Source organism: Candidatus Pelagibacter sp. HIMB1505 (assembly GCF_052047915.1).
Classification (GTDB): Bacteria; Pseudomonadota; Alphaproteobacteria; order Pelagibacterales; family Pelagibacteraceae; genus Pelagibacter; species Pelagibacter communis_A.
This window is the reverse complement of the sequence record NZ_JBNAIR010000001.1, coordinates 702,044-727,690: the sequence shown is the minus strand read 5'-3', so window position 1 is coordinate 727,690 and position 25,647 is coordinate 702,044. Positions and strand designations below refer to the sequence as shown.

Below are 25,647 nucleotides of genomic sequence, written 5' to 3'. Positions count from 1 at the left end.
ACTTATGAAAATTATCGATATTCAAGAAAAGATCGTTCCAATTAGCTCAGAAATTAAAAATGCATACATCAGTTTTGCCAAAATGGATTGTAGTGTAGTTGCAATTAAAACAGATGTAAAAGTTGATGGTGAAAATATAGTTGGTTATGGTTTTCATTCAAATGGCCGATACGCTGTAAGTGAGCTTTTAACAAAAAGATTTATTCCAAGATTAAAAGAAGCTGAAGAAAAAGAATTACTAAATGATGATGGAACTAATTTTAGTCCTGAAAAAATTTGGAAAGTATTAATGCAAAATGAAAAGCCAGGTGGACATGGTGAGCGAAGTACAGCGGTGGGTACAATCGATATGGCAGTGTGGGATGTTGTGTCTAAAATTGCAAGAGTTCCATTATATGAACATTTAGCAAAAGAATATGGCAACGGAAAATTTACTAATAAAATTTTTGTCTATGCTGCAGGTGGCTATTATTATCCAGGCAAAGACATTCAAATGCTTCAAGATGAAATGAAAAGTTATTTAGATTTAGGATTTACTACAGTTAAAATGAAAATTGGAGGAGCATCATTAAAAGATGACATCAATAGAATTGAAAGTGTTTTAAAAATTGTTGGTGATGGAAAAAACTTATGTGTTGATGCAAACGGAAGATTTGATCTTAAAACTGCAATTGAATATAGCAAAGCCATGGAGCCTTACAATCTTAAATGGTATGAGGAAGCAGGTGATCCTTTAGACTACGAATTAAATGCAAAGTTGTCTGAAAGTTATAAAAATGGATTAGCAACAGGTGAGAATTTATTCTCCATGCAAGATGCTAGAAATCTAATTCGTTATGGTGGAATGCGAAGCGATATTGATTGGTTACAATTTGATTGCTCTTTAAGTTATGGTCTTGTTGAATATTTAAGAACCTTAAAAATGATGAATGAAAATAATTGGAGCTCTACAAGAGTAATTCCTCATGGTGGACATCAAATTTCATGTAATATTGCAGCTGGATTAAATCTTGGAGGAAATGAAATATATCCAAGTTTATTTCAACCTTTTGGTGGTTTTCCAGACTCCTCAACTGTCGAAAACAGTTATGTAACCTTTCCAAAATTTATTGGAATGGGTTATGAAAAAAAAGATAAATTAAATAACTTATTTAAAAAATTATTTAATTAAGATTATTTATGTTTGCTTTTCAAATCCTTTTCTAAATCTTCATGATCACCAACCACTGTGTGATATTTACTTTTGGTGACATATTTTTCTAAAAATGGAACTGCTATTAATGGTAAAAAACCACCTAAGACAATTCCTATTGCTGCACTTTTTAAACTTGGATCAGCTAATGCTGCTATAAAATCAGCAATAATGTGAGCAAAAACGATTCCAACAATTCCAGCAATAGCTCCATTGGATACTATTTTTAAAAACCGATTGATGCTCCAGCCAGAATAAAAACCAATTAATGGAATTAAAGTATGAATAAAACCAAATACAAAACCTCTATAAATGTCATTACCTTCAATTATATCTTCAATAAAATGTAAAAATTCAGGTAATTCATGAGAGTGTCCTTCAGCAGCCTTAGCAAAAGTTAGAGTTAAAATATAAATACTAAAAGTTAAAAAACTTATTTTTTTCATTAGTTACATCCCTTACATGTTGTGATGATTTGCATAGAAAAATCATTTAAGTCATAATTTTTAAGTGATTTCTTTTTAAGAATTTCGGTAAATACATTGGATTTTAATTCTTCAGTGCCTCCACATTTTTTACAAATTGCTAAAGCAGTATTGTGGTCTTCTTCATGATCATGATTGCAAAGAACAAATGTTTTATTAATAGAGTTTTTGTGAATTCTTTCTTCTTCAATCAGTTTATCAAGCGCTCGATAAACCGTCATAGGTTGTGTCTTTTTAATTTTCTGCAACTTATCTAAAATTTCGTAAGCAGTGAGGTTTTTTGAAGACTTTTTTATAATATTAAAAACTATTTCTGTATTTGACATGTTATGTTATAACATAACATATTTATAAATCAAGTAAAAATATAATATTAATTTCACACACTAAATAAAAAGATTAGGATAAATAATGAATATGTTTATTAAAAAATATCTTAAATGGATAAGTACAGCTTTAGTATTAATTGGAATATTACTTACTAATTTAAACTACTACCCTATTAACATTTATTTTCATGGATTAGGAGTTGTAGGCTGGACAATCGCAGGATTTCTATCAAAAGATAAGGCGATACTAACTAATTTTGGTCTACAGATACCTTTGTTTTTAATTGGAATTTATAAAGTTATATTTTAGCTTAAATTAAAGAGTAGCCTGAAGCTCGAACTGTTCTAATCAATTCTTTTTTATTATCAATATTAATTGATTGTCTAAGCCTTCTAATATGAACATCTATAGTTCTGCTTTCTACATTAATGTTATTTGGCCAAACATTTTCTAAAATTTGGTCTCTGCTATAAACCCTTTTTGGGTTCATTAAAAAAAACTCTAATAATCTAAATTCTGTAGGACCTAGTTTAACTTCTAAGTTATTTCTGAATACTCTTTTTTCAATCCTATCTAACAATAAATCTTCAAATTGAAGATTATTTGAAACAATTTCAGGATTAGATCTTCTAAGGACAGCTTTAATTCTAGCTAATAATTCTTTGTAGCTGAATGGTTTAGTTAAATAATCATCAACTCCACTTTCTAATCCTTTTATCTTATCTTCTTCTTCACCTTTTGCGGTTAACATTATTATAGGTAAAGTTTTAAATTTGTTATCTTTTCGAATATGTTTGCAAATTTCAATGCCAGATAAATCTGGAAGCATCCAATCTAATAAAAGTAAATTTGGTTCAAATTTCTTTAACTGTTTTAAGCCCTCATTGCCATTTTCTGATGATGAAACGATAAAACCTTCTTTTTCAAGATTATGTTGAACGAGTTTAATTATTGAAGTCTCATCTTCAATAATAAAAATTTTACCATTCATTTATTCTTGGATAACTCTACCTTTAGGTCTATTACCTTTTAAATATTCACCTTTTACTAAATAACAAACATTTTCTGCAATATTAGTAATATGGTCTCCTGCTCTTTCTAAATTTTTAGTAGCGAAAATTAAATGGGTAGAAAAATCTAAATTCTTTTTATCTTTTGATAAAAAATCAATTACACTTTCCATTGCTATATAAGTCAGATTATCAACTTGTTCATCTTTTTCCCAAACTTCTTTAGCTTTATCAAAATCTTTGTTTACAAAACTATCTAAAACTTCTTTCAATTGTTTTATAACTAAATCTCCCAATCTTTTTAAGTTACCTAATAATTCATCAGGTAAATCTTGTGGTAACGGTTTAATTTTTTTTGCATTACTTTTAGATAAATCGCCAATTCTCTCTAGATCTTGAGAAATTTTTAATGAACTAATTGTTTCTCTTAAATCAATTGCCATAGGTGCTCTTTTTACAAGCAGGGTCATGATTTGAGTATCAATTTTTGATCTAAATTTATTTATCTCATCATCACTCTTTATAATTTTATCAATAGCATCTTTATCGACTTTAATAATTGCATCCATCGAGTCTGCCATTTGAGATTCAGTTAAACTCCCCATTTTAATAACAGAGTCGATTAACTGTCTTAATTCTTCTTCGTATGATTTTACTGTATGTTCACTCATATGTTATCCAAACCTACCTGTAATATAATCTTGTGTCATTTTATTGTCAGGATTTTTAAATATTTTTTCAGTTTCTCCTACTTCAATTAACTTTCCTAAATGAAAAAAGCCTGTTTTCTGTGAAACTCTGACTGCTTGGGCCATTGAGTGAGTAACAATAACAATTGTATAAGCTGTTTTAAGTTCATCAATCAATTCTTCAATTTTAGCTGTTGCAATGGGATCAAGTGCAGAACAAGGCTCATCCATTAATATTACTTCAGGATTTACAGAAATTGCTCTTGCAATACATAGCCTTTGCTGTTGACCACCAGATAAACCTGTTCCAGGTTCATCTAATCTATCTTTAACTTCTTCCCATAATGCTGCTTTTCTCAAACTACTTTCAACAATCTCATCAAGCTCATCTTTACTCTCGCCTTTACCATGAATTTTAGGGCCATAAGAAATATTATCATAAATACTTTTAGGGAAAGGATTTGGTTTTTGAAATACCATTCCAACTCTTTCACGAAGAGATACAACATCTAAATTTTTATCATTAATTTCAATTCCATCAATTTCTATATTGCCAGTTACTTTGCAAATATCGATTACATCATTCATTCTATTTATACATCTAATAAAAGTAGACTTACCACAACCTGATGGGCCAATAAGAGCTGTTACTTCTTTTTCATTTAAATCTAAATTCACATCAAATAGAGCTTGTTTTTCTCCATAAAAAACATTCAAATTTTTAGATTTAATTTTTGTATTACTCATTTAATTCCATCTTTTTTCAAATTTTTGTCTTAAATATACTGCTAAAAAATTCATTACAATTAAAAAACTTAATAGCATCATTATAGTAGCTGAAGTTTTTTCAACAAAACCTCTTTCAGCAGACTCTGACCATAAATATACCTGAACTGGTAATGATGAAGAAGGATCAATTGGTGTAGATGGAATATCTACAACAAATGCAACCATACCAATTAATATCAAGGGTGCAGTCTCACCAAGCGCTTGTGCTAATCCAATTATAGTTCCTGATAAAGTTCCTGGAAGTGCTAGAGGAACTACATGATGAAATACAGATTGAAATTTTGATGCACCAACAGCTAAAGCACCTTCTCTAATTGAAGGTGGGACTGCTTTTAAAGATGCTCTACAAGGAATAATAATTCTTGGTAAAGTCATCAAAGCAAGTGTAATTCCAGCTACTAAAGGAGTTGATCTTGGTAATTGAATAGTTGCTAATAATATTTGAAGCGCTAACAATCCATAAACAATTGAAGGAACTGCAGCTAAATTATTAATATTAATTTCTATAAAATCAGTAATCTTATTTTTTGGCGCAAACTCTTCTAAATAAATTGAGGCTAAAACTGCAACAGGAAACGATAGTAATAAACAAATCAAAATACTATAAAAAGAACCAACCAATGCACCCCCAATACCTGCTAGCTCAGGATCACGAGAATCTCCATTTTGGAAATAATAGGTATTAAAATTTTTAACTATTTTATTATCTTCAACCAAAGTATCGTAAATTTGAAGTTGATAATCTGAAATTCTTCTTCTTTCTTCAGGTAATTCTCTTGGGTAATTTCCTTTGTGCAACTGATCAATATCATCAGAAGCAGTAATTTCTAAAGTAATTGTTTTTCCAATTAAATTAGGGTTTTTGATTAATGCTTTTTTAATTTCTATTTCTGCATCAATTGTAAATAAATCTATCAATGCATTTTCTTGATCTAAACCAGAAGCTGGATAAACCTTTAAAATACTTTCAATAGCTACATCATATAAATCAGCATCAGATATCTGTTCTTTTGATGGATTATTTGGAATACCTAATAACTCCTGATCAAAAAAAACATCAACATTAATTGCTGTTTTCATAAATGCTGAACTACCTTTTGAAAAAATATTATGAACTAAAATGACTACAAATAATAAAGCAATAAATATTGAAGCAAGACCATAAAACCTAAATCTCTTTTCAGCACTATGTCTTTTTTTTAATCTTTGTTCCTTAGTCATATTTTTCTCGATATTTTTTCACTGCTCTTTGAGCGATATAATTCAAAATTAAAGTTGCTATAAATAACGTTAAGCCTAATGCAAAAGCAGATTGTGTTTTTGGACTATCAAATTCTTGGTCTCCTACCAAAATCATTACTATTTGAGTAGTAATGGTTGTTGTTGAGTCCAAAGGATTAATTGTAAGGTTAGCAGCCAAACCTGCAGCCATTACAACGATCATCGTTTCACCAATTGCTCTTGATACAGCAAGTAAAACTGAACCTATTATTCCTGGTAGTGCCGCAGGGATAACAACTTTTTTAATCGTTTCAGATTTTGTTGCACCGATTGCATAAGAACCATCTCTTAAAGATTGTGGAACAGAATTAATTACATCATCAGATAAAGATGAAATATATGGAATAATCATAATTCCCATAATTAACCCTGCAGCTAAGGCACTTTCTGATGAAACTGTTAAACCTAAATTTTCTCCTAACTTTCTAAAAAAAGGTCCTACAGTTAAAGCTGCAAAAAAACCATAAACAACAGTTGGTATGCCGGCTAAAATTTCAATAATTGGTTTTGAAACTCTTCTAACTTTTAATGAAGCATATTCTGCCATATATATCCCTGAAAAAAGTCCAATAGGGACTGCAACTAACATTGCAATAAATGCTATAAATGATGTGCCTGCGATAAGTGGTATAAAACCAAATGCATCTTTTAACTCAGCATACTCTGCCTCTGTAATTAAAGAAGCATCTCTTACAAACGCTTTCTGGGGACTCCAGTTAGTACCAAATAAATAATCAAAAATATTTATAACTGAAAAAAATTTAATACTTTCAAATAAAAGTGAAAAAATGATTCCAAGAGTTGTTAATATTGCAATTAATGATGATACAAACAGTAAGCCTTTTAAAATTACCTCAACATCATCTCTAGCTTTATTATTATTTTTAATTTTATTGAGAGAATAAATAACTGAAGCAATAACTATTCCAAAAATTAAAACTATTTTAGAATTTGTAAATAAATTAGTAAATTTTGCATAAGAAAGAGCACTCTCTCTTAAAATGCTGTCTATGTCTCCAATATAAGTTCCAAGATGAATTGCTTTAATCTTTTCATAAATTAAATTTGCTTCATTTTTATCATTAAAAATTGCACCTTGATTGGCTGCTACTTCAATAATAATTGATTTAATTATGGTGGGTTCAAAAAGAGACCAGATTAGTAAAAATACTAAAGCTGGTATTGAACACCATAAGACTAGATAGTAACCATAAAATTTTGGTAAAGCATTTAGCTTAATGTTCTGTTCTATTGAGATAGTTTTTGTTTTTGATCTTCCATAGAAAAATAATGATAACGAAAATATTGATATTAGAAATATTAGAACAAAGTTCATGAGCCACTCTCATATCTTTCAAATGTTACAGATTTATTACAAATTAACTTAAGAATTGAATAAAAAAAAAAGGCCAGTAAAAACTGGCCTTTTTGTTGTGGATAAGTTTAAACTTATTTTATCTCAATTGTATTTAAATCTACAGCAGCTGTTCTAGTAACTTCATACTTATCTGATGCAAGTGGCACTAAACCAATTTTAGATAAGTAACCTCTGTTACCCATTGATTTTTTAGAAGTAAATTCCTTTAAAAATTCTTGGATACCAGGAACTACTCCAATATGAGCTTTTTTTACATAGAAAAATAAAGGTCTAGCAATTGGATATGAATAATCCTGAATGCCTTCTAAAGATGGTTTAACACCTTCAATTGCAGCTGCTTTGACTTTATCTTTATTAGCTATTAGATAGCTGTATCCAAAGAAACCATAAGCATCTGGATTAGAAGTTAATTTTTGTACAATTAAAGTATCATTTTCTCCAGCTTCAACAGCATAACCATCTTCTCTCATTTTAACACATTCTTTTTTAGCTTTATCACCAAATAGAGATTTTGCTGTTTTTGAACAACCTTTTCCCATTACAAGAGAATTCCAAGCATCTCGAGTTCCAGAAGTTGGAGGTGCAATTAAAATCTCAATTTTTTTATTTGGAAGACTTGAGTCAATATCACTCCAATTTTTATATGGATTTTCAACTAATTTTCCATCTACATCAACTGTTGCTGCTAAAGCTCTCCAAAGTTGCTCTTTTGTAAAATTAGAATCTGGTGAACTTGCTGCATGAGCAAATGATATTCCATCATTACCAACTACTATTTCTATAATTTCAGATACACCATTTTTTTCACATAAAGATTTTTCATTTGTTTTAATTGCTCTTGAAGCATTAGTAATATCTGGATGATTTACGCCTACGCCAGCGCAGAACAATTTCATTCCACCACCTGTACCAGTACTTTCAATAACAGGTGTTTTAAATTTGCTACCTTTACCAAATTTTTCTGCAACTACTGTTGAATATGGATAAACTGTTGAAGACCCAACAATCTTAATTTGATCTCTTGAGTAGCTTGTTGTTGTAAAACTTAAAGCTAACAAAAGTCCAAAAAATAAACTTACTAACTTATTCATAATTTTCCTTTTTATATTTGTTAATACAATCTTTCATTTAAATTCAATTTTTAAAAATTTTATTAAAGGAAAGTTAAAGTTTTATTACAAAGACTAACTTTTCAGTTGTATTATAAAGCCTTAAATTTGATATCTATTGTCGTCCCTTGATTTTCAACACTATTTATCAACATTTCAGCTCTATGTTGGGCTACCAAATGTTTTACAATTGCAAGACCTAAACCTGTTCCACCAACGCTTCTACTTTTACTTGGATCAACAGTAAAAAATCTTTCAGTGATTCTGTGTATTAATTCTTTTGGAATTCCAATTCCTCTATCTTCGACAGATATAATATTCAAATCATTTTCTTTTTTAGCCGTGATGGTAATTTCTTTATTTTTATCACTATATTTAATTGAATTATCGATAAGGTTTGTAAAAATTTCGATTAATTTATCCCTGTCACCAATAATTTTAAAATTATCAATTTTATTAAATTTTAATTTAATTTTATTTTTACTAATAATTTTATCATACGTTTTAATGATATATTCCATTAACTCTATTAAATCGATTTCATGTGTTGGTCTAATGTGCTCTTGTAGCTCGATTTTTGAAAGAGAAAGCAAATCTCTAATTAAATTTTCCATTCTTTCAGATTGAGAAGTCATTATCGGTAATAAATTTTTAACTTCTAAATTGTTTTTAATATCTGAGTTGGTTTCAAAACTTTCAAGACCCATTTTTATTGATTGAAGTGGTGTACGAAGTTCATGCGAAACGTTTGCAACAAAATCAGATTTTAATTGTTGAAACTTATAAAATTCAGTTAGGTCCCTAATAAACAACACACAAGTTGTTTGGTCAAAAAATAAGGAATTTTTATCAAGATAAATTGTGATATTCAATCTTAATACAGATTGATTTCTTATTTCGATTTCTAAATCAGAAACATTTTTACCTTCAAATGATTGATCTATTGAGTTTAAAAGATCAGGATGTCTTAAAATACTACTAATATTTTCTCCTGACTTAATTTGAAACAAATTCTTTGATGATTTGTTATTGAAAAGTATTTTTTTACTTTTATCTAAAATTAATACCTCTTCAGGGAAATAATCTAATAAATTATTAATATTTTTTCTATAATCCTTATTCTCAATTATTTTAACCTGATCTTTATTTTTGCTATCATCAGTATTAATTCCTAGAACTCGCTCTTTCTTTAATAATAAAAAAGTTAATATACCAATAATGATTAATAAGATTAAAAGTAAGAGATCCATTTAATTATTTAATGGTTGTATCAATGATGCAATATTATTGGTAGGCTTATTGACATCCTTTGATACTTCATGAAAAATTAAGTGTGGTTTATTAGCCTCTTTTAAAAAGCTTGAACCTGATAATTCTAAGTTTAAATATCGATTAACATCTGTTTGATTTAATATCACCGGCTGACGGTGATGAATTTCTTTAATATTGTCTGATGCTTTTTCTGTAATTAGACAAAACTGATCACTTTCATAAATACCAGCAAAGAAAATTGGTTTTTTATCTTCTCTTACAAAATAATGAGGAGTTTTTTCTTTTTCTTCCCTCTTCCATTCATAAAATCCATCAGCAACTGCAACACATCTAAAATCTTTTATTAATTTTTTAAAAGAAACTTTTTCATCAATTGTCTCTAATCTTGCATTAATTAATGCTTTAAAATCTTTATCTTTTGCCCAACTAGGTACCAATCCCCATTTTAAATTTTCTAATGTATTTCCATTTTTGTATTTTTTAATAACCGGAAGTTTTTGATAAGGATGAGCATTGTAATTTTCATTATCCTCAACCTGGATTGCAGATTTTACTAATTTATCAGTTTTTGAAACAGGGTTTGTAACCACATATCGTCCACACATAATTTAAGATAATACTAGGAAATTTTAAGATTCACAAAGAAATCGTTTTTTTTAAATTAGAGAATAAAAAAGACCAATTACAAACTAATTATAATTGGTCTTTTTAAAAAAATTTATAATTTAACAGTTCTTAAATATGGAAGTTTTATATCAAGTTTTCCATATTTTTCTTTGGCCTGCTCATCATTAAGAGACAATGCAACAATTACATCTTGTCCAACTTGCCAATCTGCAGGTGTTGCAATTGGGTTTTGGTAAGTTTTTTGTAATGCATCTAAAGCTCTTAACACTTCAGCAAAATTTCTACCAATTGTCATTGGATAAGTCATAACTAGCTGAAGTTTTTTCTCAGGACTAATAATAAAAACACTTCTAACTGTTGCAGAGTCTGCTGGAGTTCTTCCCTCAGGTAAGTGTGCTTCTGAAGGTAACATGTCAAAAGCTTTTGCAACTTTTAAATCAGTGTCAGCAATAATTGGAAATCCAGCTTTAGAACCACCGAATTTTTCAATATCCGATTTCCATTTTGTATGATCTTCTGCAGAATCTACTGAAATACCAATTACCTTTGTGTTTCTCTTAGCCCATTCATCACTTAACTTTGCAACTGCAGAAAACTCTGTTGTACAAACTGGTGTGAAATCTTTTGGGTGTGAAAATAATATTCCCCAACTATCTCCAATATAATCATGTAAACTTAGTTCACCTTGATCTGTTGTGACTTTTAAATTTGGAATTTCATCATTAATTCTTAGTGACATAATTTTTTCCTTTCGTTGGGATTCAGATGGGTATTAAATAAGATTATTAAAGTGTGTCATTTAATGACTAATTAGTAATATTTAGGTTTCACAAAGAAATCATTTCGATCCATTGTAGTAAGCTTTAAGCTGATAATTTGATTGTTTCTCTCTATTTCAAAATCAAGAAGCGTGCCCGGTCCACCTTGTGACCAAACTGTTTTATAAAAATTTTCAGTATCAGGAATATTTATCTTATTTACTTTCAAAATAATATCATTCTCCATAAATCCAGCTTTTGCAGCAGGTCCTTCATCGTTTACTCTTGTGATCATTACTTTTCCAGTGTCATCATTTGAAGTAAGACCCATGTATGGTTTTACATCAGATGTTCTTTTACCATTTAAAATAAGATCATCTAAAATTGGTTTCAAATCATTGATAGGAACAAATAAATTACCAGGGGATGGTATTCCTTTAGCTGCAGCGTCAGATACATATAATGATCCAATACCTAATATTTCTCCAAATTCATTTATTAAAGCTGAGCCTGCAAAAGAACTGTTCATTGGATGGGTATAAATTGGTTTATCCAAAAAATATTCCCACCAACCAGTAAAAGATCGTCTTGATACCATTTTAACAGCAGAGGGAGCTCCTTCTGTTAAATAAGGTAAAACATAAAGTGTTTCCTCTTTATTTAGATTATCAGAGTCTCCAATTTTTAATGAAGATAAGTTAGAAGGTAAAATTGTTTTTAAAATTCCAAAACCTGTTGTGTGATCATAGCCAATTAATTCAGCAGGGACTACTCCACCATTTGGAAGGGTGATTGTAATTGTTTCTGCTTCAACCACAATATAACCAATCGTTAGAATGTGCTTATCATCAATAACAACTCCATTGCCTCCTCTTATAGTTCCAAGAGCTTTTGCTGTTCTTGCATCTGGTGGCACTATGCTATCTATTTTTACAATTGATTGATAAATTTTCCTGATATCTTCTTCAGTAGATATCTTTTTTTGATCAGATAATAAAATATTTGGGAACGATATTAGAAATAAAAATATTGTTATTAAAAATCTCAACAAAATAATTTTACTAAACCAACAGGTTGTATTCAATAAATAATTTTATGATTAATTTACTTTTAGATTATTAAGCCAGTTTCTAACTTCATAAGTTCTATTATCAAAATCTAATTTTTGATCTTCTTCTTTAATAAATTTAACATGATCCTCAAATTCAGCAGCATCCTTAAAAATATTATTTTTTAACAATCTATCTTTTCTAGCATTGGATAAATTTACCATTTGCCAGTATTCATAATCTGGATGGTATTGAAGTCCCCATATTTCAGATTGACCAGATTTAAAATAAATTGCCATAACTTTATTAATACTATCACTGGATAAAAGCTTTGCACCTTCAGGTAATTCAACTACTTCATCAAAGTTAAATGCTGGAGTTGTAAATATATCTTTTTTATCCTTATAGATTAAATTTTTTTTTCCTTCTTCATTAATTTCAACATTACTTGCAATACCTATATGGGCACCTTTGATTGCTGGAGCAACTTTTCCTCCTGCTGCAGTAGAACAAACTTGCAAACCCCAGCATATAGCTAAAATTTTTTTTCCATGTTTAAAACAATTGGATGCAAAATTAATATGTTTTTTAATTTCATCAGTCATATCATTAATTCTCATAGCGCCACCTGTAAAAATAATTCCATGATATTGATCCATATTCTCTAATGCTTCTGTTGTTTCATTATCTTTAGAAGGATTTATTATTTTTACTTCAGCCGATGGCTCTATTTTTTGAACTAAATTCTTTAAATTTTGAGAACAACTTGCTTTTGCAGCTTTGATAAAAACGCTTGAGTCTTCTGGGTTATTTCCTTCAACTACTAAAATATTCAAACTCATTAAAATAATTTACCTTCCATACTATGTAGATACATGGTTTTCATATCAGCTTCTGTTAATTTTTTTGGATTTCCGCCTGTGGATGGATCTGCTAAAGCCATTTTTGATAAACGAACTAATTGTAAATCTTTTTCATTAATTACCTCAGATAATTTATGTGGCATATCTAATTTTTTTCTTAAATCCAAAACCCAATTAATAAATCCATCAAAAGATCGATCTTTTAATTCTAAGTAATTGCATATCTTAATTATTTTCTCTTCTATGACATCTTTATTAAAAGTAAGTACATAAGGCATGAAGATTGCATTAGATAAACCATGATGAATATTATTTAGTGCATTCACAGGATGACTTAATGAATGGATAGCCCCTAACCCTTTTTGAAAAGCAGTAGATCCCATACTTGCTGCAGTTAACATGTTCATTCGAGCTTCTAAATTTGAGCCATTATTTACAGCTTCAAGCAGCCATTTGTTAACTAAACTCATTCCTTCTAGTGCAACTCCATCAGCCATAGGATGATATCCTGGCGCACAATAAGCTTCTAAATTATGTGCTAGTGCATCCATACCAGTTGCAGCTGTAATTTTTGGAGGAAGGCCAACGGTTAATGTTGGATCTAAAATTACAATTGAAGGTAAAAATTTAGGATGAAAAATAATATTTTTTACACCAGTTTCCTCATTTAAAATTACTGACGCTCTTCCAGTTTCTGAACCGGTTCCTGCTGTTGTTGGTACTGCAACAATTGGTGATATTTGATCAGAATTTGCTTTAGTCCAATTATCACCAACATCCTCAAAATCCCAAATAGATAAAGTCTGACCAGACATAAATGCAATAGCTTTTCCAACATCCAAACCACTTCCACCACCAAATGCAATTACCCCATCACATTGATTATCTTTATAACTTTTAACACCTTCACTAACATTGGTACCTGTTGGGTTTCCTACAACATTTGAAAATAATTCAACTTGAAGATTGTTATCTTTTAAAATTGAAATAGTATTTTTTACAATTTCACTATTTGATAAACCTTTATCAGTAACAAGTAATGGTTTTTTGATATTTAATGTTTTGCAAGCTTCAGCGATATCATTAATTCTATTTTCACCCACCCACATTATTGTTGGATAGTTCCAGTTGTATTTTTGCATAATTTTATTTAGTCTAACGTTAAAAATTATTTAACCAAGATTACTTAATGTCAAAAGATTTATACTCAATTGCAAAAAAGAAAGGTATCAAATATTTCTTTATTAGTTTTGTTGATTTCTTTGGGGTAATGAGATCAAAACTCGTTCCTTTTCAAGCCATCAAAGATATGCAAAAAAATGGTGCAGGTTTTGGCGGTTTTTCAACATGGTTAGATATGACACCAGCTGATCCGGATATGTTTGCATTACCAGATTCTGATAGTTTAATTCAATTGCCATGGAAAAAAGAAGTGGCTTGGCTTGCATCGGATTTATATATGAATGGCAAACCAGTTAAAGCATCTCCAAGAGTAATTCTTAAAAATCAAATTAAAGAATTATCTAAGAAAAATTTACAAATGAAATCAGGGGTTGAATGTGAATTTTTCTTACTGACAGAAGATGGAAAGTCAGTTGCAGATCCAAAAGATATTCAATCAAAACCTAGTTATGACCAAATCGCATTAATGAGAAGATTTGATCTAATTAAAGAAATATGTGATTGCATGATTGAACTTGGCTGGGCTCCATACCAAAATGATCATGAAGACGGTAATGGTCAATTTGAAATGAACTGGGATTACTCAGATAGTTTGGTTACTGCAGATAGGCATTTATTTTTTAAATTCATGGTAAAATCTTTAGCTGAAAAACATGGGCTAAGAGCAACATTTATGCCAAAACCATTTCATAATCTTACTGGTAATGGTTGTCATGCTCACGTTTCTGTATGGAATAAAAAAGATAATAAGTTTTTAGATAAAAAAGATAAGCTTGGTTTAAGTAAACTTGCTTATAATTTCTTAGGTGGAATTTTAGAAAATGCTCGTGGATTATGTGCTTTGTTTAATCCAACAATCAACAGCTATAGAAGAATAAACGCCATCCCTACTCAATCAGGTGCAACGTGGTCACCGAATACCATTTCTTATACGGGAAATAATAGAACTCACATGATTAGAATTCCAGACCAAGGAAGATTTGAATTAAGATTAATGGATGGATCTGCAAATCCTTATCTAATGCAAGCAGCTATTATTGCTGCAGGAATTGATGGCATAAATAAAAAAACTAATCCAGGTGAACCATTGGATTGCAATATGTATGAAGATTTTGAAAAATATCCTCACCTTCCTAAGCTTCCTAATACAATTGAAGAGGCAATTACTTGTTTAAAAGAAAATAAAATGATCAACAAAGCTTTTGGTGAAGATGTAATTAAAAGCTACATCAAACTAAGATCTATAGAACTTATTGAATTTAATAAAACTGAAAAATTAGATAAATCACAACCTATTAGTGATTGGGAAAGAAAAAATACTTTAGATTGTTAAATTAGTTGTTGTTTTATTAATTCTTGAATTTGTTCAATCATAATTTTTGGAGATTGCATTGCAGGATAAATCTCTTGAGCTCTTTCATAGCTTTCAATTGCCTTTTCGTAATTTTCCAATTTAATATTAACCAAACCTTGTCCAGCTAAAGCTCCAAAATGTCTATCTTCTAACTCTAAAACTTTATCAATATCCTTTTGTGAACCTTCATAATCACCAATTAAATATAAAGCAGTTGCTCTTTTATTCCATGCCTCAGCCCAACTTGGATCAAGATCAATAAGATTAGAAAATACTTTTATAGACTCAGCTAAAGTATTGCCTTGCATAAGTTTTGTTCCTTTAGATAACTCCATCGTAAGTTTTGAATCAGTAGGATGAGTAGTCCAAATCTCCCAAATTTTTTGCTCAGTTCCATAAACTAAAGCAGCATTATCAATTTTTAACTCATTAAATAATCTATTTAACTGAACATCTCTTTCATCAGAATATAATTTTGTCGTTGAAAGGATTATAATAAATAAAATTGCAAAAATTTTTTTCACTTCAAAACTATATCAAAAAATAAAGTTTTTTTTAACTAATTTGAATTTACTTGATCTAAAGTTGGTATTGAATTTGCTGCACCTAGTTTTGTTGTTGAAATCGCAGCGACCTTATTTGCGAAAATTATGGCATCCTTTATCTTTTTATTGTTTGCCAAAGCACATGCAAAAGCTCCATTAAAAACATCTCCAGCACCAGTTGTATCGATAACTTTATTCTTTAATCTATATTCGTCAACCAGATATTCCTCATTTTCACTTTTAAAGTAGGCACCTTTTTCACCAAGAGTAATAATTATATTTTTAAATCCAAGATTTAATAAATCGTTTCCTGCCTTATTAAGATCTTCAATTTTATCAATTTTTCTATTTAGATAAAATTCAACTTCTGTCTCATTAGGCGTAAAATAATCAATTAACTTAAAATATTGTTTATCAATTATATTAGCTGGTGCAGGATTTAGGATTGTAATACAATTATTTTCTTTTGCTTTATCTAAAGCATACATATTCACTTCAATTGGTATTTCTAACTGGGTTAAAAAAATTTTAGATTTTTTTAAATTATCTAAATTATTATCAATATCTTTTTTAGAAATATTGTTAGCTACTCCAGGAATAACATTTATTGAGTTATTACCTTTCTCATCAATAAATATTCCAGCCACCCCTGTTGGTTTATTGCTATCTTTAATTACTCCATCAACTTTAACTCCATTAGATCGGTGAATTTCTAAAGCCATTTTTCCATATTCATCTTCACCTATTCTGGTTATGAAATTTACATCACCTTCAAGCTTTGCAATTGTAATAGCCTGATTCGAACCCTTTCCACCTGGATTGATTTTAAAATTATCTCCAATTTGGGTCTCCCCTACTCTTGGAATATTTTTTCCCTTAAAGCAAAGATCAGCAACAAATATTCCTAATACTGTTATTGAGTTTGACATAGCCAAATATTTATAATGAAATTTATTAGTTATTAAAATTACTTTCTAAATTCTTTTTATTTTGTTATAAAAATTGCAGCGCTGATTTAAAACAAATTGCTGGCGCTTAAAAAAATACGCTAAAGCGACATTTCAAAAAATTGCCGCTGAAGTTAAAACTGAGAGGATAACAATATGTCTAATAAATTAGTAGATAGATTAAATAAAGGTCCTGTTATTTGTGCAGAAGGCTTTTTATTTGAAATCGAAAGAAGAGGTTATATGGCATCTGGTGAATTTGTTCCGATGGTATCTTTAGATCATCCAGAGGTTCTTGAAAATTTACATAGGGAATTTCAACATGCAGGTTCTGATGTAGTTGAGGCATTTACTTATAACGGTCATAGAGAAAAAATGAGAGTTATTGGTAAAGAAGAATTACTAGAGCCCTTAAATAGATCAGCATTAAAAATTGCTAAAAAAGTTGCTTTAGATACGCCTAAAGGAATGGCGCCAAATTTAATGGCTGGAAATATTTCTAATTCAAACATTTGGAAAGAAGATGACAAATCTGCTCAAGCAGATGTTGAAAAAATGTTTTCAGAAATGATTGGATGGGCTGTAGATGAAGGTGCTGATATGTTAATCGGTGAAACTTTTTATTATGCAGAAGAAGCTTTTAAAGCTTTGGAGATTATGAAAAAAACTGGTCTTCCAACAGTACTAACTATTTCACCAATGGGTGAAAATAAAATGAGAGATGGAATGTCTGTAGTTGATACTTGCAAAGAGTTAGAGCAACGTGGTGCAGATGTGGTTGGATTAAACTGTTTTAGAGGACCTGAAACAATGATGCCTTACTTAAAAGAAGTAAGAGCAGCAGTTAAATGTCATGTAGGTGCATTACCTATTCCATATAGAACAAGTAAAGAGCATCCTACATTCTTTAATCTTCCAGATTATGATAATTGTGGATGTCCTTCTCCCCATGGAAGAACATTTCCAACAGCACTAGATCCATTGTTCTGTAATAGGTACGAAATGGGTAAATTTGCAAAAGAGGCTTATGATCTTAAAATTAATTATATTGGTGTATGCTGTGGTGCAAACCCAATGCTAATTAGAGAAACAGCGGAAGCAGTTGGTTTAAAAGTTCCTGCTAGTAAATATAGAGAGAACATGGAAAACCATTTCATGTATGGAAAAAATAAAAGAATTCCAAAACACATGACTGAGTACGGAGATAAAGCTTAAGAATTAAATTTACTAGCGTAGTTTTTATAAATTACGCTAGTAAAAAATTATTTAATCTTTTCAAATAAATCTTTTGGAAATTCAATATTAGTAATTTTCCACCTCAAACCATCTCTAGTAAAATATATCGGATATTCTTTTCCTTCATTTTCATAATTAACATAAAATGAATTAAGTCCGTTGTTATCCATAATAGTAAAACTACCAAGGAATGTAATTATTGATGGTTTTGGAATTTCATCTTTTTTTTGGCTCTTTTCTAACAACAAACTAATTCCTTCAGAATTTAGATAAGTATCGATGGCAATTTCAACAAATTTACCCGCAAACCCTGAAAGTAAAACCCCAACATCCCCTAACTGTTTGAAAATTTCTTCTGATTGGGTTTTTTTTAAAATTTCTACATTAATATAATTTTTGACATTTCCTCTTACACTTTGCCAATCTACATAATTTTCGATCAATTGTTTATCATTGAAATATATTCCCTTGTGAAGTTGATGAAAAGAATACATCGCCGTAAATGAATAAGAAAAAAAGACAACTATAATTGAAATCAAAGGATATTTAATTTTATTGAGCATTAAACTTACAATCTCTTTTGATTAATCACCACGTCAACAAGAATGGCAATTAATAAATTTAACATTGTAATTCCACAAATAATAATAAAACTAAAGAAGTAAACCCAAGCCCACCAATAGATTTCTTGCAATGGTAACATAACTTGTTCCCAACTAGATAAAGTTAACACCTGGAATAATGTAATCATAGATACACCAACATCATTCCATCTTTCAGGTATGTCAGCGCTAAATAAAATAGAGCCTATAGTTGCGTATATATAAAGTATGATGAATAAAAGTAGACCTACATAAAACACTCTTTTTACAGAGTCTAACAATGCCTCAATAATTTTTTTCAATTCTGGAACAACAGATATAATCCTTAAAACTCTAAAAACTCTCAAAAGTCTCAAAAGTAAATAGCTAGAATTATTAGGGATTGGTATTAAAGATATTAAAACAATTGTCGTATCAAATATATTCCATCCACTTTTAAAAAAATTTATTTTTTTTGGTTCTCCAATAAATCGAATAATGATTTCAATTACAAAAAATATTGTAATTGAATAATCTAAAATATTTATGGCTTGTTTTGTAAATTCACTTAAATCATAAGTGTTTATACCAATAGTAATTGCATTGAGAATGATAATAGTAATAACGATAAATTGAAAAATTCTACTTTCTTTTAAATTGTACAAAAATTTATTCATGAATTTATCCCTTGATATATTTTTCTAAAGTTTTACTGATAATGATTGTGCCCTCTTTATTTGGATGCATACCATCACTTTGGTTTAATTCAGGATTTAAAGCTACACCCTCAAGTAAAAAAGGAATTAGTGGAAGGTTATATTTTTTTGAAAGATTTTGATAAATCATATCAAATTTTTTTTTATAATCGATGCCATGTGAAGTTGGAGCTAACATTCCAGCTAAAATAACTTTAATATTCTTAGACTGAGCAATTTTAATTATTTTTTCCAAGTTTTGCTCTGTTTCATTTGGAGGAATTCCTCTTAACATATCATTTGCTCCAAGGCCTAAGATCATTAAATCAATGTCCTCATCAGATAAAGACCACTCTGCTCTATTTAATCCACCAGATGAAGTGCTTCCTGAAACACTACCATTGATTACTTTAATATTTTTACCTTGATCTTTTAATCTTTGTTCTAAAACAACCGATAAATGATGCTCATTTGGAAGACCATAACCAGCCATTAAGCTATCACCAAATAAAACTATTTTTTCAATTGCAAATGCTTTTATGCTCAGTAGACAGATTGCAATTACTTTAATAAATAAAACTTTATTCATGAGCACTCTTCTTAAATTAAAAAAAATAAATCTCAAATATCAAACTGACAAAGAATCTATAAAAGTCTTAAAGGATATCGATTTAACCACTAAAAAAAAAGACACTATTTCAATTGTTGGAGAAAGTGGTTCGGGTAAGACAAGTTTGATTATGTTAATTGGTGGTCTTGAGAAAGCCACATCAGGTAAAATCTTTTTTCAAGATCAAGAAATTACCAATTTATCAGAGGATGAAGTTTCGGAAATAAGAAGAAAACATATTGGGATTGTCTTTCAATCTTTTTATTTAATTCCAAATTATACTGCAGTTGAAAACGTGGCTCTTACATTGGAATTGAACAAACTTAAAAATCCAGAAAAACAAGCTAAAGAATTATTAGATCGATTTGGTCTTAAAAATAGATTTAACAATTTACCAAGTCAACTTTCAGGCGGTGAACAACAAAGAGTAGCAATTGCACGAGCGATTGCAATGAAACCAGAGTTAATTTTGGCAGATGAACCAACTGGAAACTTAGATACTGAAAACTCATTAATGATTTCAGATATTTTATTTAAATACGTAAAAGATGAAGGGTCTTCATTAATAATGGTAACCCATGATCCAAAACTTGCTGATAAAGCAAAAAGAAAAATAAAGATCAAAGATGGAAAGATTAAATAGTATTTCAGATCTTAAGCTTATTATTAACTATGCTTTTAGAGATCTAGTTAGAAATTATAAAAAAATTTTTAGTATTATTTTAACTCTTTTTATCAGCCTCTTTATATTAAGTGCAATTTTAACAATAGAAGAGAGTTTGAAAAAAGAACTTAACGATAATGCTAAAGCATTATTAGGTGGAGATCTTGAGATTGACTATAATAGAGATAAAGGCAATTTAGAATTAGTTAATGAAGTAAAAGAATTTACTACAATTTCTCAAATGATTGAGTTTAGTACCATGATCTCAACAAATCGAGATCAGGATAATCAATCATTATTTACCAGAATTAAAACTGTTGATGAACAATATCCTTTATATGGTGAGGTTGTTCATGAACCTATTGGATCATTAAACAGAATTCACAATGAGAAAAATACAATTCTAGTTAATGAAAATATTTTCAAAACATTAAATCTTAAAATTGATGAGCAGATTAAAGTTCAAGATCAATTATTCAAAGTAGTTGGTGTCATAAAATCAGTTCCTGATGTAAGTGGTTTTGTTGCCTTTGGTGATTTTGCTTTAGCTGGCAAAGACACATTGGAACTTTTAAAATTAAATACAATGGGCAGTTTCCTAAACCATGAATACAAGGTTAAATTTGAAGACAATGCCAATATTAACGATACAAGAAAAAAAATTCAGGAAATATTCGTTAATGATCAAAAAGTACAACTTCGTTATCCAGAAAATTCTGCAAGTGGTTTAAGGAGAGTAATTGAAAATTTTTCTCAATTTTTATCATTGGTTTCCATTAGCGCAATGCTAATTGCAGGAATTGGAATTGCCAACACTCTTTTATCATTTCTAAATCAAAGTAATATGTCGATAGCAGTTAAAAAAGCTCTTGGTTTTTTTTCACTTAACATAAAGACAATCTATTACTTTCAGCTTTTAATTTTGCTTACTTTTATAAGTATTGCTGCATATGCCTTAAGTTTTTTATTGGTGCCTATAGCAGATACCTATTTATCAAAAGGACTTGGATTAAATATCAAACCATTATTTTCTATATTCAACTTTATAAAAATATTTTTAGTAGGCTTAATTGTTCTAATTATATTTTCAATTCCAACCATTAATGCAATTGATCAAGTGAAAGCTTCTAATTTATTTAGAAATGTTTTTCAAAATTTACAATTTTATTATTCAAAAAAATCAGTGTTTGTAAGTTTATTATTTTTATCTGCTTTAATATTTTTATTTGTTTTTGGCTCATCAAGGCCAATTTATAGTTTGATGTACTTTGGTGCTTTTTTTATATGTTTAATAGTATTTTTTCTTTTATCCAAAATTGTAGTTTTTTTTCTTAAAGGTTTAAAAAATAGATCTAATATTTCATTAAAAGTTTCAGTTAAGAATATTACTCAAACGAAAAGTATTACCCCTATAACAATAATGTCTCTTGGTCTTGGAGTAACTTTATTGTTAACTTTAGCTATGGTTGGGACAAATTTTAAAAGAGAAGTTGCAAAAACCATTCCAGACATTGCACCAGATTATTTTTTTATTGGCATTCAAAATACTGAAAGAGAAATCTTTGAACAAAGTATCAAATCAATGGATGAGGAAGTTAATTTAGAAATTGTTCCTATTGTTTCATCTGGCATTGTTAAAATTAATGGAATAGATCCAAGAACTTATATTACTCCAGACAATGATAGTTATTGGGTTATTGGAAATGATCGAAGATCTTCATGGGCTGATGAAGTGCCTAGTGATAATCCAATAGTTGCAGGTAAGTGGTGGGACTTATCAAAGCCAGAGAAATTACAAATTTCACTAGATGCAAAAGCTGCAAAAGATTTTAATGTAAAACTTGGTGATATTTTTACGCTTAATATATACGGGCGAGAAATAGATGGTGAAATTACAAGTTTGAGAGAAGTAGATTACAGAGATCTATCAATAAATTTTGCTATGTTATTTAATCCTGATTTTGCAAATACTATCCCTCACGAATATTTAGCAACAACAAAGTTTAATGATCTTCAAAAATTTAAAGAAACAAAATTATTAAATGAATTACCTAGTTTATCGATTATTAAAATTTCAGATTATTTAAATAAAGTAACCGATATATTAAATAAAGTTTTTATTGCAGTAATTTTAATATCAGCGGTGACAATTATAATTGGTTTAATTGTGATTTCGAGTGCAATAATGGTTCAAGGAAAAGTTAAAGAATTTCAAAACTTGGTATTTAAGATTTTAGGTTTTTCAAAAAAAGAAATTATATTTTCATCTATTATTGAATTTGTCTTAATATTTTTCTCAGTGATTTTAATTGCAGTATTGTTTGCAATAATTGGTTCCTATTATGTAATAGAAAATATATTTGAACTTGTTTGGCAATTTGATCTACAAGTACTCCTAAGCTTAAGTTTAGGAATTGGTTTAGTAACTTTAATTCTGATAATGCTTACAAATTTGAAGTATTTAAGCCCTAAAGTATATCCTTTAATTAGAAATCAATAATTACTTAAATTTTTTAATAGAATTATTTAATGCCATCAAATTAAATTCAACTTTTAACTTTGGAAATTTTTTTCTTAAATTTGATTTTAATTTCTTAAATGAAACTTTATGAATATCTGTTTCAACTTTATTGTTAAATTCTTTTTTAGAATTTGCGATTTTAGCAGCACCACAATCTTTATGATTTATAACTATTAACTTTTCAATTTTATGTAATTGTATCGAGGCTGATAAATTATCAAAAAACACATTATGCCATTTATTAAATTTAGTGTGTGTTACCCCTACTGCAGCACCTGCTATAGTAAAGGCACTGTATTTTCCAGTTAACTTTCTTTTTTTTAGATAATTAAATATTTTAGGTTGAAACCTTGGATCCATACAAGAAAGAACCATTGCTTTAAATTTTTTGTTCATTAATTAAATTAAAATTATAACTAAAAAAACCATTTGTATAATATTTATTATTACACTTATTGCATGAGAATAATTAAATTTTTTAGTTTCATTATTATCCCTAAACTTATTAATCATAGGCATTAATATAAATTGTGAAAAAGCAAATAAAATAGCTACAAATGAAATTAAATAAAAATTTAATCCATAATAATTTAAAATAATAAAACAGATAATAACAAGAACACTTAAAATTAAATTAACCGAATAATAATATGGGAAAATATTTCTTATAAAACTTCTTGCATTTTTTTCATCTAAAGATTTAAAAATTTTTGGTGCGATCGTGAAAGAGAAAAATAACATGATTGCTAAAATTCCAGATGCTAAAAAATTTGATAAGTTTAGAATCATAATTAGAAAAATATAATTAACATAAATAAGTTTAAGTTATATAATTGTTTTATTTAAATTAGTTCGTATATAGATACCAGCTATGTACGATCTAATTATTATTCCTATCAGTTTGTTATTATTATATCTTGGTGGTGAGGGTGCTCTTAAAGGTGTTTTAGTTATTGCTCGCAAATTTAAACTTTCAAATATACTCGTTAGTGCTGTTATCATTGGGTTTGGCACAAGTTTAGCCGAGTTAACAGTATCAGTTGAGGCAGTCTTAATTGGCTCACCTGATATTGCACTTGGAAACATTATAGGAAGCAATATAGCCAATATTCTATTAGTCACTGCTATAGCTGCTTTAATCACTCCAATAATGTTAAAAAGTTTGAAAATAAACAGAGATATTTTCGTGATGATTGTTGCGTCACTATTGCTTTTATTCTTTAAATTCATTGATTGGTTGAATTTTTATTCAGGAGTTATTTTTTTATTAATATTATTTAGCTATATTTCATATTCTTATTTCCAAGATCAAAAAGACAATGGTGATAAAGAAGAAAATTTAGAAAATTCTTCTTTAATTAAAGCAATTATTTATAGTGTTATTGGTCTTGCTACTTTAATTTTGGGAGGATGGTTATTAGTTAACTCTTCAATTAAAATTGCACAATCTTACGGTATCTCTGAAGCTGTAATTGGTTTAACCATTGTTGCAGTGGGTACCGCTATTCCAGAACTTACAACAACTATTATAGCCTCTATAAAAAAACATAACGATCTTGTTATTGGAAATATTCTGGGCAGTAATATTTTCAATATTCTTGGAATATTAGGCGTGACCTTGCTTATTGAAAATATTCCAGTAACGGATGAAATGATGAAAAAGGGAATTTGGGAAATGATTGCTGCAACTTTATTTTTTATAATTATTTTAAGATTTGCTAAATCAATTTCAAAATTAATTGCATCATTTATGTTAACTTCTTATGCAATTTATATAGTGTATTTATTTTAGAACTTTATATTCAAAATTTTGTGTATCTTCATTAACTTGTAAAAGTTTAGCTCCATTTTTAGAATGAAATTTAGTTGCCATTTCAGTTAATGGGGAAAGTGTAACCAGTCTATTCAAATGATTAGATTTTTTTATTTTTTTAAAAACCTCTTTTACGATTAATTTTCCACCACCTTTTTTTTTTGACCAAACTGTATATGCAATAGCTATTTGACCATTGTTTTGGTCACGCATTGCACTTTGTAAAAATGCATCATGACTAAATTTATCTAACTCTTCAACAGATCTTGGTACCTTGTTTGTGTAAGCAAAACACATAACTGCATGAATTTCACCTTTATATTCAACGCCATAAATTTTTCTTCCATAACTTGTTCTAAATTTATTATCTAATTGAGGTCTAATTGGATCCTCATTGGTATCACATTCATCTAATTCAACTAGTTTAGCACCTTTAACCCAGTCAAAAAAATTATCTAAATTCTTATTGATAATTTGTCTATTTTTTCGAATTCTAGCTTTTACCCTAGGTTTAAAGTTTTTAATCTTATTTAGAACCATAATTTAAGTTTAAATTAATTTGATGAACTAGCAATTTAATAGATATCTAAATTGGTATGTGTAAATGGCATAAGTTAAAATTTTGTTAAATATCATTTAGATATATCAATATAATTTGTATCTGATA

At 28.8% G+C, this 25,647-nt stretch carries 29 protein-coding genes; 7 read left to right on the top strand and 22 right to left on the bottom strand.

From position 1 onward, the window contains the following. Positions 1-4 precede the first annotated feature (4 nt). Complete coding sequence (locus tag ACTTAU_RS03825) at positions 5-1,171, top strand: mandelate racemase/muconate lactonizing enzyme family protein (RefSeq protein WP_438305391.1); 1,167 nt, start codon at positions 5-7, stop codon at positions 1,169-1,171. Between the two features lie 2 nt (positions 1,172-1,173). On the opposite strand, the gene ACTTAU_RS03820 is transcribed toward ACTTAU_RS03825, so the two are convergent. Continuing rightward, positions 1,174-1,638 carry a hypothetical protein gene (locus ACTTAU_RS03820; RefSeq protein WP_438305394.1) on the bottom strand — a complete coding sequence of 155 codons (465 nt, stop codon included), beginning with the start codon at positions 1,636-1,638 and terminating at the stop codon, positions 1,174-1,176. After that, entirely contained in the window at positions 1,638-2,003 is a 366-nt protein-coding gene (locus tag ACTTAU_RS03815; RefSeq protein WP_438305396.1) for a Fur family transcriptional regulator, read from the bottom strand. The genes ACTTAU_RS03820 and ACTTAU_RS03815 overlap by 1 nt, the downstream gene beginning before the upstream one ends. 91 nt (positions 2,004-2,094) lie before the next feature. On the opposite strand from ACTTAU_RS03815, the gene ACTTAU_RS03810 reads away from it, so the two are divergent. After that, positions 2,095-2,316, top strand: coding sequence for a DUF6552 family protein (locus ACTTAU_RS03810; protein WP_438305399.1), 222 nt, complete (start codon positions 2,095-2,097; stop codon positions 2,314-2,316). Between the two features lies 1 nt (position 2,317). Here the strand turns inward: ACTTAU_RS03810 and phoB are convergent, their stop codons facing one another. The 12 genes from phoB to ACTTAU_RS03750 form a co-directional block, all read right to left on the bottom strand. After that, positions 2,318-2,998, bottom strand: coding sequence for a phosphate regulon transcriptional regulator PhoB (gene phoB, locus ACTTAU_RS03805; RefSeq protein ID WP_438305401.1), 681 nt, complete (start codon positions 2,996-2,998; stop codon positions 2,318-2,320). Further along, positions 2,999-3,688, bottom strand: a complete 690-nt coding sequence (gene phoU / locus ACTTAU_RS03800) for a phosphate signaling complex protein PhoU (RefSeq protein ID WP_438305403.1) — start codon at positions 3,686-3,688, stop codon at positions 2,999-3,001. A 3-nt stretch (positions 3,689-3,691) separates the two neighbouring features. Continuing rightward, on the bottom strand, positions 3,692-4,453 hold the full coding sequence (gene pstB / locus ACTTAU_RS03795) for a phosphate ABC transporter ATP-binding protein PstB (RefSeq protein ID WP_438305406.1): 762 nt from the start codon (positions 4,451-4,453) through the stop codon (positions 3,692-3,694). Continuing rightward, positions 4,454-5,716, bottom strand: coding sequence for a phosphate ABC transporter permease PstA (gene pstA / locus ACTTAU_RS03790; protein ID WP_438305408.1), 1,263 nt, complete (start codon positions 5,714-5,716; stop codon positions 4,454-4,456). Next, complete coding sequence (pstC, locus tag ACTTAU_RS03785) at positions 5,709-7,112, bottom strand: phosphate ABC transporter permease subunit PstC (protein ID WP_438305411.1); 1,404 nt, start codon at positions 7,110-7,112, stop codon at positions 5,709-5,711. Before pstC ends, pstA begins: the two co-directional genes overlap by 8 nt. A 113-nt stretch (positions 7,113-7,225) precedes the next feature. Beyond that, complete coding sequence (locus ACTTAU_RS03780; protein WP_438305413.1) at positions 7,226-8,245, bottom strand: substrate-binding domain-containing protein; 1,020 nt, start codon at positions 8,243-8,245, stop codon at positions 7,226-7,228. Between the two features lie 110 nt (positions 8,246-8,355). Continuing rightward, entirely contained in the window at positions 8,356-9,513 is a 1,158-nt protein-coding gene (locus tag ACTTAU_RS03775) for an ATP-binding protein (protein ID WP_438305415.1), read from the bottom strand. Further along, positions 9,514-10,140 carry an SOS response-associated peptidase gene (locus ACTTAU_RS03770; RefSeq protein WP_438305417.1) on the bottom strand — a complete coding sequence of 209 codons (627 nt, stop codon included), beginning with the start codon at positions 10,138-10,140 and terminating at the stop codon, positions 9,514-9,516. A 113-nt stretch (positions 10,141-10,253) separates the two neighbouring features. Beyond that, the gene (locus ACTTAU_RS03765; RefSeq protein WP_438305419.1) at positions 10,254-10,901 is read right to left on the bottom strand and encodes a peroxiredoxin; all 648 of its coding nucleotides are present in this window, start codon (positions 10,899-10,901) and stop codon (positions 10,254-10,256) included. Between the two features lie 71 nt (positions 10,902-10,972). Further along, entirely contained in the window at positions 10,973-11,968 is a 996-nt protein-coding gene (locus ACTTAU_RS03760) for a S1C family serine protease (RefSeq protein ID WP_440632915.1), read from the bottom strand. 51 nt (positions 11,969-12,019) lie between these two features. Then, positions 12,020-12,811 carry a type 1 glutamine amidotransferase gene (locus ACTTAU_RS03755; protein ID WP_438305422.1) on the bottom strand — a complete coding sequence of 264 codons (792 nt, stop codon included), beginning with the start codon at positions 12,809-12,811 and terminating at the stop codon, positions 12,020-12,022. Next, positions 12,811-13,974: an iron-containing alcohol dehydrogenase gene (locus ACTTAU_RS03750; RefSeq protein ID WP_438305423.1), complete on the bottom strand. Its 1,164-nt coding sequence runs from the start codon at positions 13,972-13,974 to the stop codon at positions 12,811-12,813. The genes ACTTAU_RS03755 and ACTTAU_RS03750 overlap by 1 nt, the downstream gene beginning before the upstream one ends. A gap of 47 nt (positions 13,975-14,021) precedes the next feature. On the opposite strand from ACTTAU_RS03750, the gene glnT reads away from it, so the two are divergent. Further along, the gene (glnT, locus tag ACTTAU_RS03745; RefSeq protein WP_438305426.1) at positions 14,022-15,347 is read left to right on the top strand and encodes a type III glutamate--ammonia ligase; all 1,326 of its coding nucleotides are present in this window, start codon (positions 14,022-14,024) and stop codon (positions 15,345-15,347) included. On the opposite strand, the gene ACTTAU_RS03740 is transcribed toward glnT, so the two are convergent. After that, positions 15,344-15,892 carry a tetratricopeptide repeat protein gene (locus ACTTAU_RS03740; RefSeq protein ID WP_438305427.1) on the bottom strand — a complete coding sequence of 183 codons (549 nt, stop codon included), beginning with the start codon at positions 15,890-15,892 and terminating at the stop codon, positions 15,344-15,346. The two genes, glnT and ACTTAU_RS03740, sit on opposite strands and share 4 nt — an antisense overlap. A gap of 35 nt (positions 15,893-15,927) precedes the next feature. Next, positions 15,928-16,842, bottom strand: coding sequence for a ribokinase (rbsK, locus tag ACTTAU_RS03735; protein ID WP_438305429.1), 915 nt, complete (start codon positions 16,840-16,842; stop codon positions 15,928-15,930). Between the two features lie 174 nt (positions 16,843-17,016). Here rbsK and ACTTAU_RS03730 point away from each other — a divergent pair, with 174 nt between their 5' ends. Next, positions 17,017-18,075 carry a homocysteine S-methyltransferase family protein gene (locus ACTTAU_RS03730; RefSeq protein WP_438305430.1) on the top strand — a complete coding sequence of 353 codons (1,059 nt, stop codon included), beginning with the start codon at positions 17,017-17,019 and terminating at the stop codon, positions 18,073-18,075. Positions 18,076-18,122: 47 nt separating this feature from the next. Here the strand turns inward: ACTTAU_RS03730 and ACTTAU_RS03725 are convergent, their stop codons facing one another. From ACTTAU_RS03725 to ACTTAU_RS03715, 3 genes are read right to left on the bottom strand one after another with little or no spacing between them, the layout of a single operon-like run. Further along, a complete protein-coding gene (locus ACTTAU_RS03725) occupies positions 18,123-18,659 on the bottom strand; it encodes a DUF2939 domain-containing protein (protein WP_438305431.1) in 537 nt (178 codons plus the stop codon). 5 nt (positions 18,660-18,664) lie between these two features. Next, entirely contained in the window at positions 18,665-19,354 is a 690-nt protein-coding gene (locus ACTTAU_RS03720) for an ion transporter (RefSeq protein ID WP_438305433.1), read from the bottom strand. 4 nt (positions 19,355-19,358) lie between these two features. Continuing rightward, positions 19,359-19,961: an arylesterase gene (locus ACTTAU_RS03715; protein WP_438305434.1), complete on the bottom strand. Its 603-nt coding sequence runs from the start codon at positions 19,959-19,961 to the stop codon at positions 19,359-19,361. Between ACTTAU_RS03715 and ACTTAU_RS03710 the strand changes: the two genes are divergently transcribed. Together ACTTAU_RS03710 and ACTTAU_RS03705 are read left to right on the top strand one after the other, a co-directional pair. Further along, positions 19,960-20,625 (top strand): ABC transporter ATP-binding protein, encoded by a 666-nt coding sequence (locus ACTTAU_RS03710; protein WP_438305435.1) that lies wholly within the window; start codon positions 19,960-19,962, stop codon positions 20,623-20,625. The two genes, ACTTAU_RS03715 and ACTTAU_RS03710, sit on opposite strands and share 2 nt — an antisense overlap. Beyond that, entirely contained in the window at positions 20,609-23,146 is a 2,538-nt protein-coding gene (locus ACTTAU_RS03705) for an ABC transporter permease (protein WP_438305437.1), read from the top strand. The genes ACTTAU_RS03710 and ACTTAU_RS03705 overlap by 17 nt, the downstream gene beginning before the upstream one ends. Here ACTTAU_RS03705 and ACTTAU_RS03700 read toward each other — a convergent pair whose 3' ends face one another. Both ACTTAU_RS03700 and ACTTAU_RS03695 read right to left on the bottom strand, forming a co-directional pair. Next, a complete protein-coding gene (locus ACTTAU_RS03700; RefSeq protein WP_438305439.1) occupies positions 23,147-23,563 on the bottom strand; it encodes a carbonic anhydrase in 417 nt (138 codons plus the stop codon). Between the two features lie 3 nt (positions 23,564-23,566). Beyond that, positions 23,567-23,956, bottom strand: a complete 390-nt coding sequence (locus ACTTAU_RS03695; RefSeq protein ID WP_438305440.1) for a DUF4149 domain-containing protein — start codon at positions 23,954-23,956, stop codon at positions 23,567-23,569. Between the two features lie 82 nt (positions 23,957-24,038). On the opposite strand from ACTTAU_RS03695, the gene ACTTAU_RS03690 reads away from it, so the two are divergent. Beyond that, a complete protein-coding gene (locus tag ACTTAU_RS03690; protein ID WP_438305442.1) occupies positions 24,039-24,959 on the top strand; it encodes a calcium/sodium antiporter in 921 nt (306 codons plus the stop codon). On the opposite strand, the gene ACTTAU_RS03685 is transcribed toward ACTTAU_RS03690, so the two are convergent. Beyond that, complete coding sequence (locus tag ACTTAU_RS03685) at positions 24,951-25,520, bottom strand: hypothetical protein (RefSeq protein ID WP_438305444.1); 570 nt, start codon at positions 25,518-25,520, stop codon at positions 24,951-24,953. The two genes, ACTTAU_RS03690 and ACTTAU_RS03685, sit on opposite strands and share 9 nt — an antisense overlap. Between the last annotated feature and the right edge of the window lie 127 nt (positions 25,521-25,647).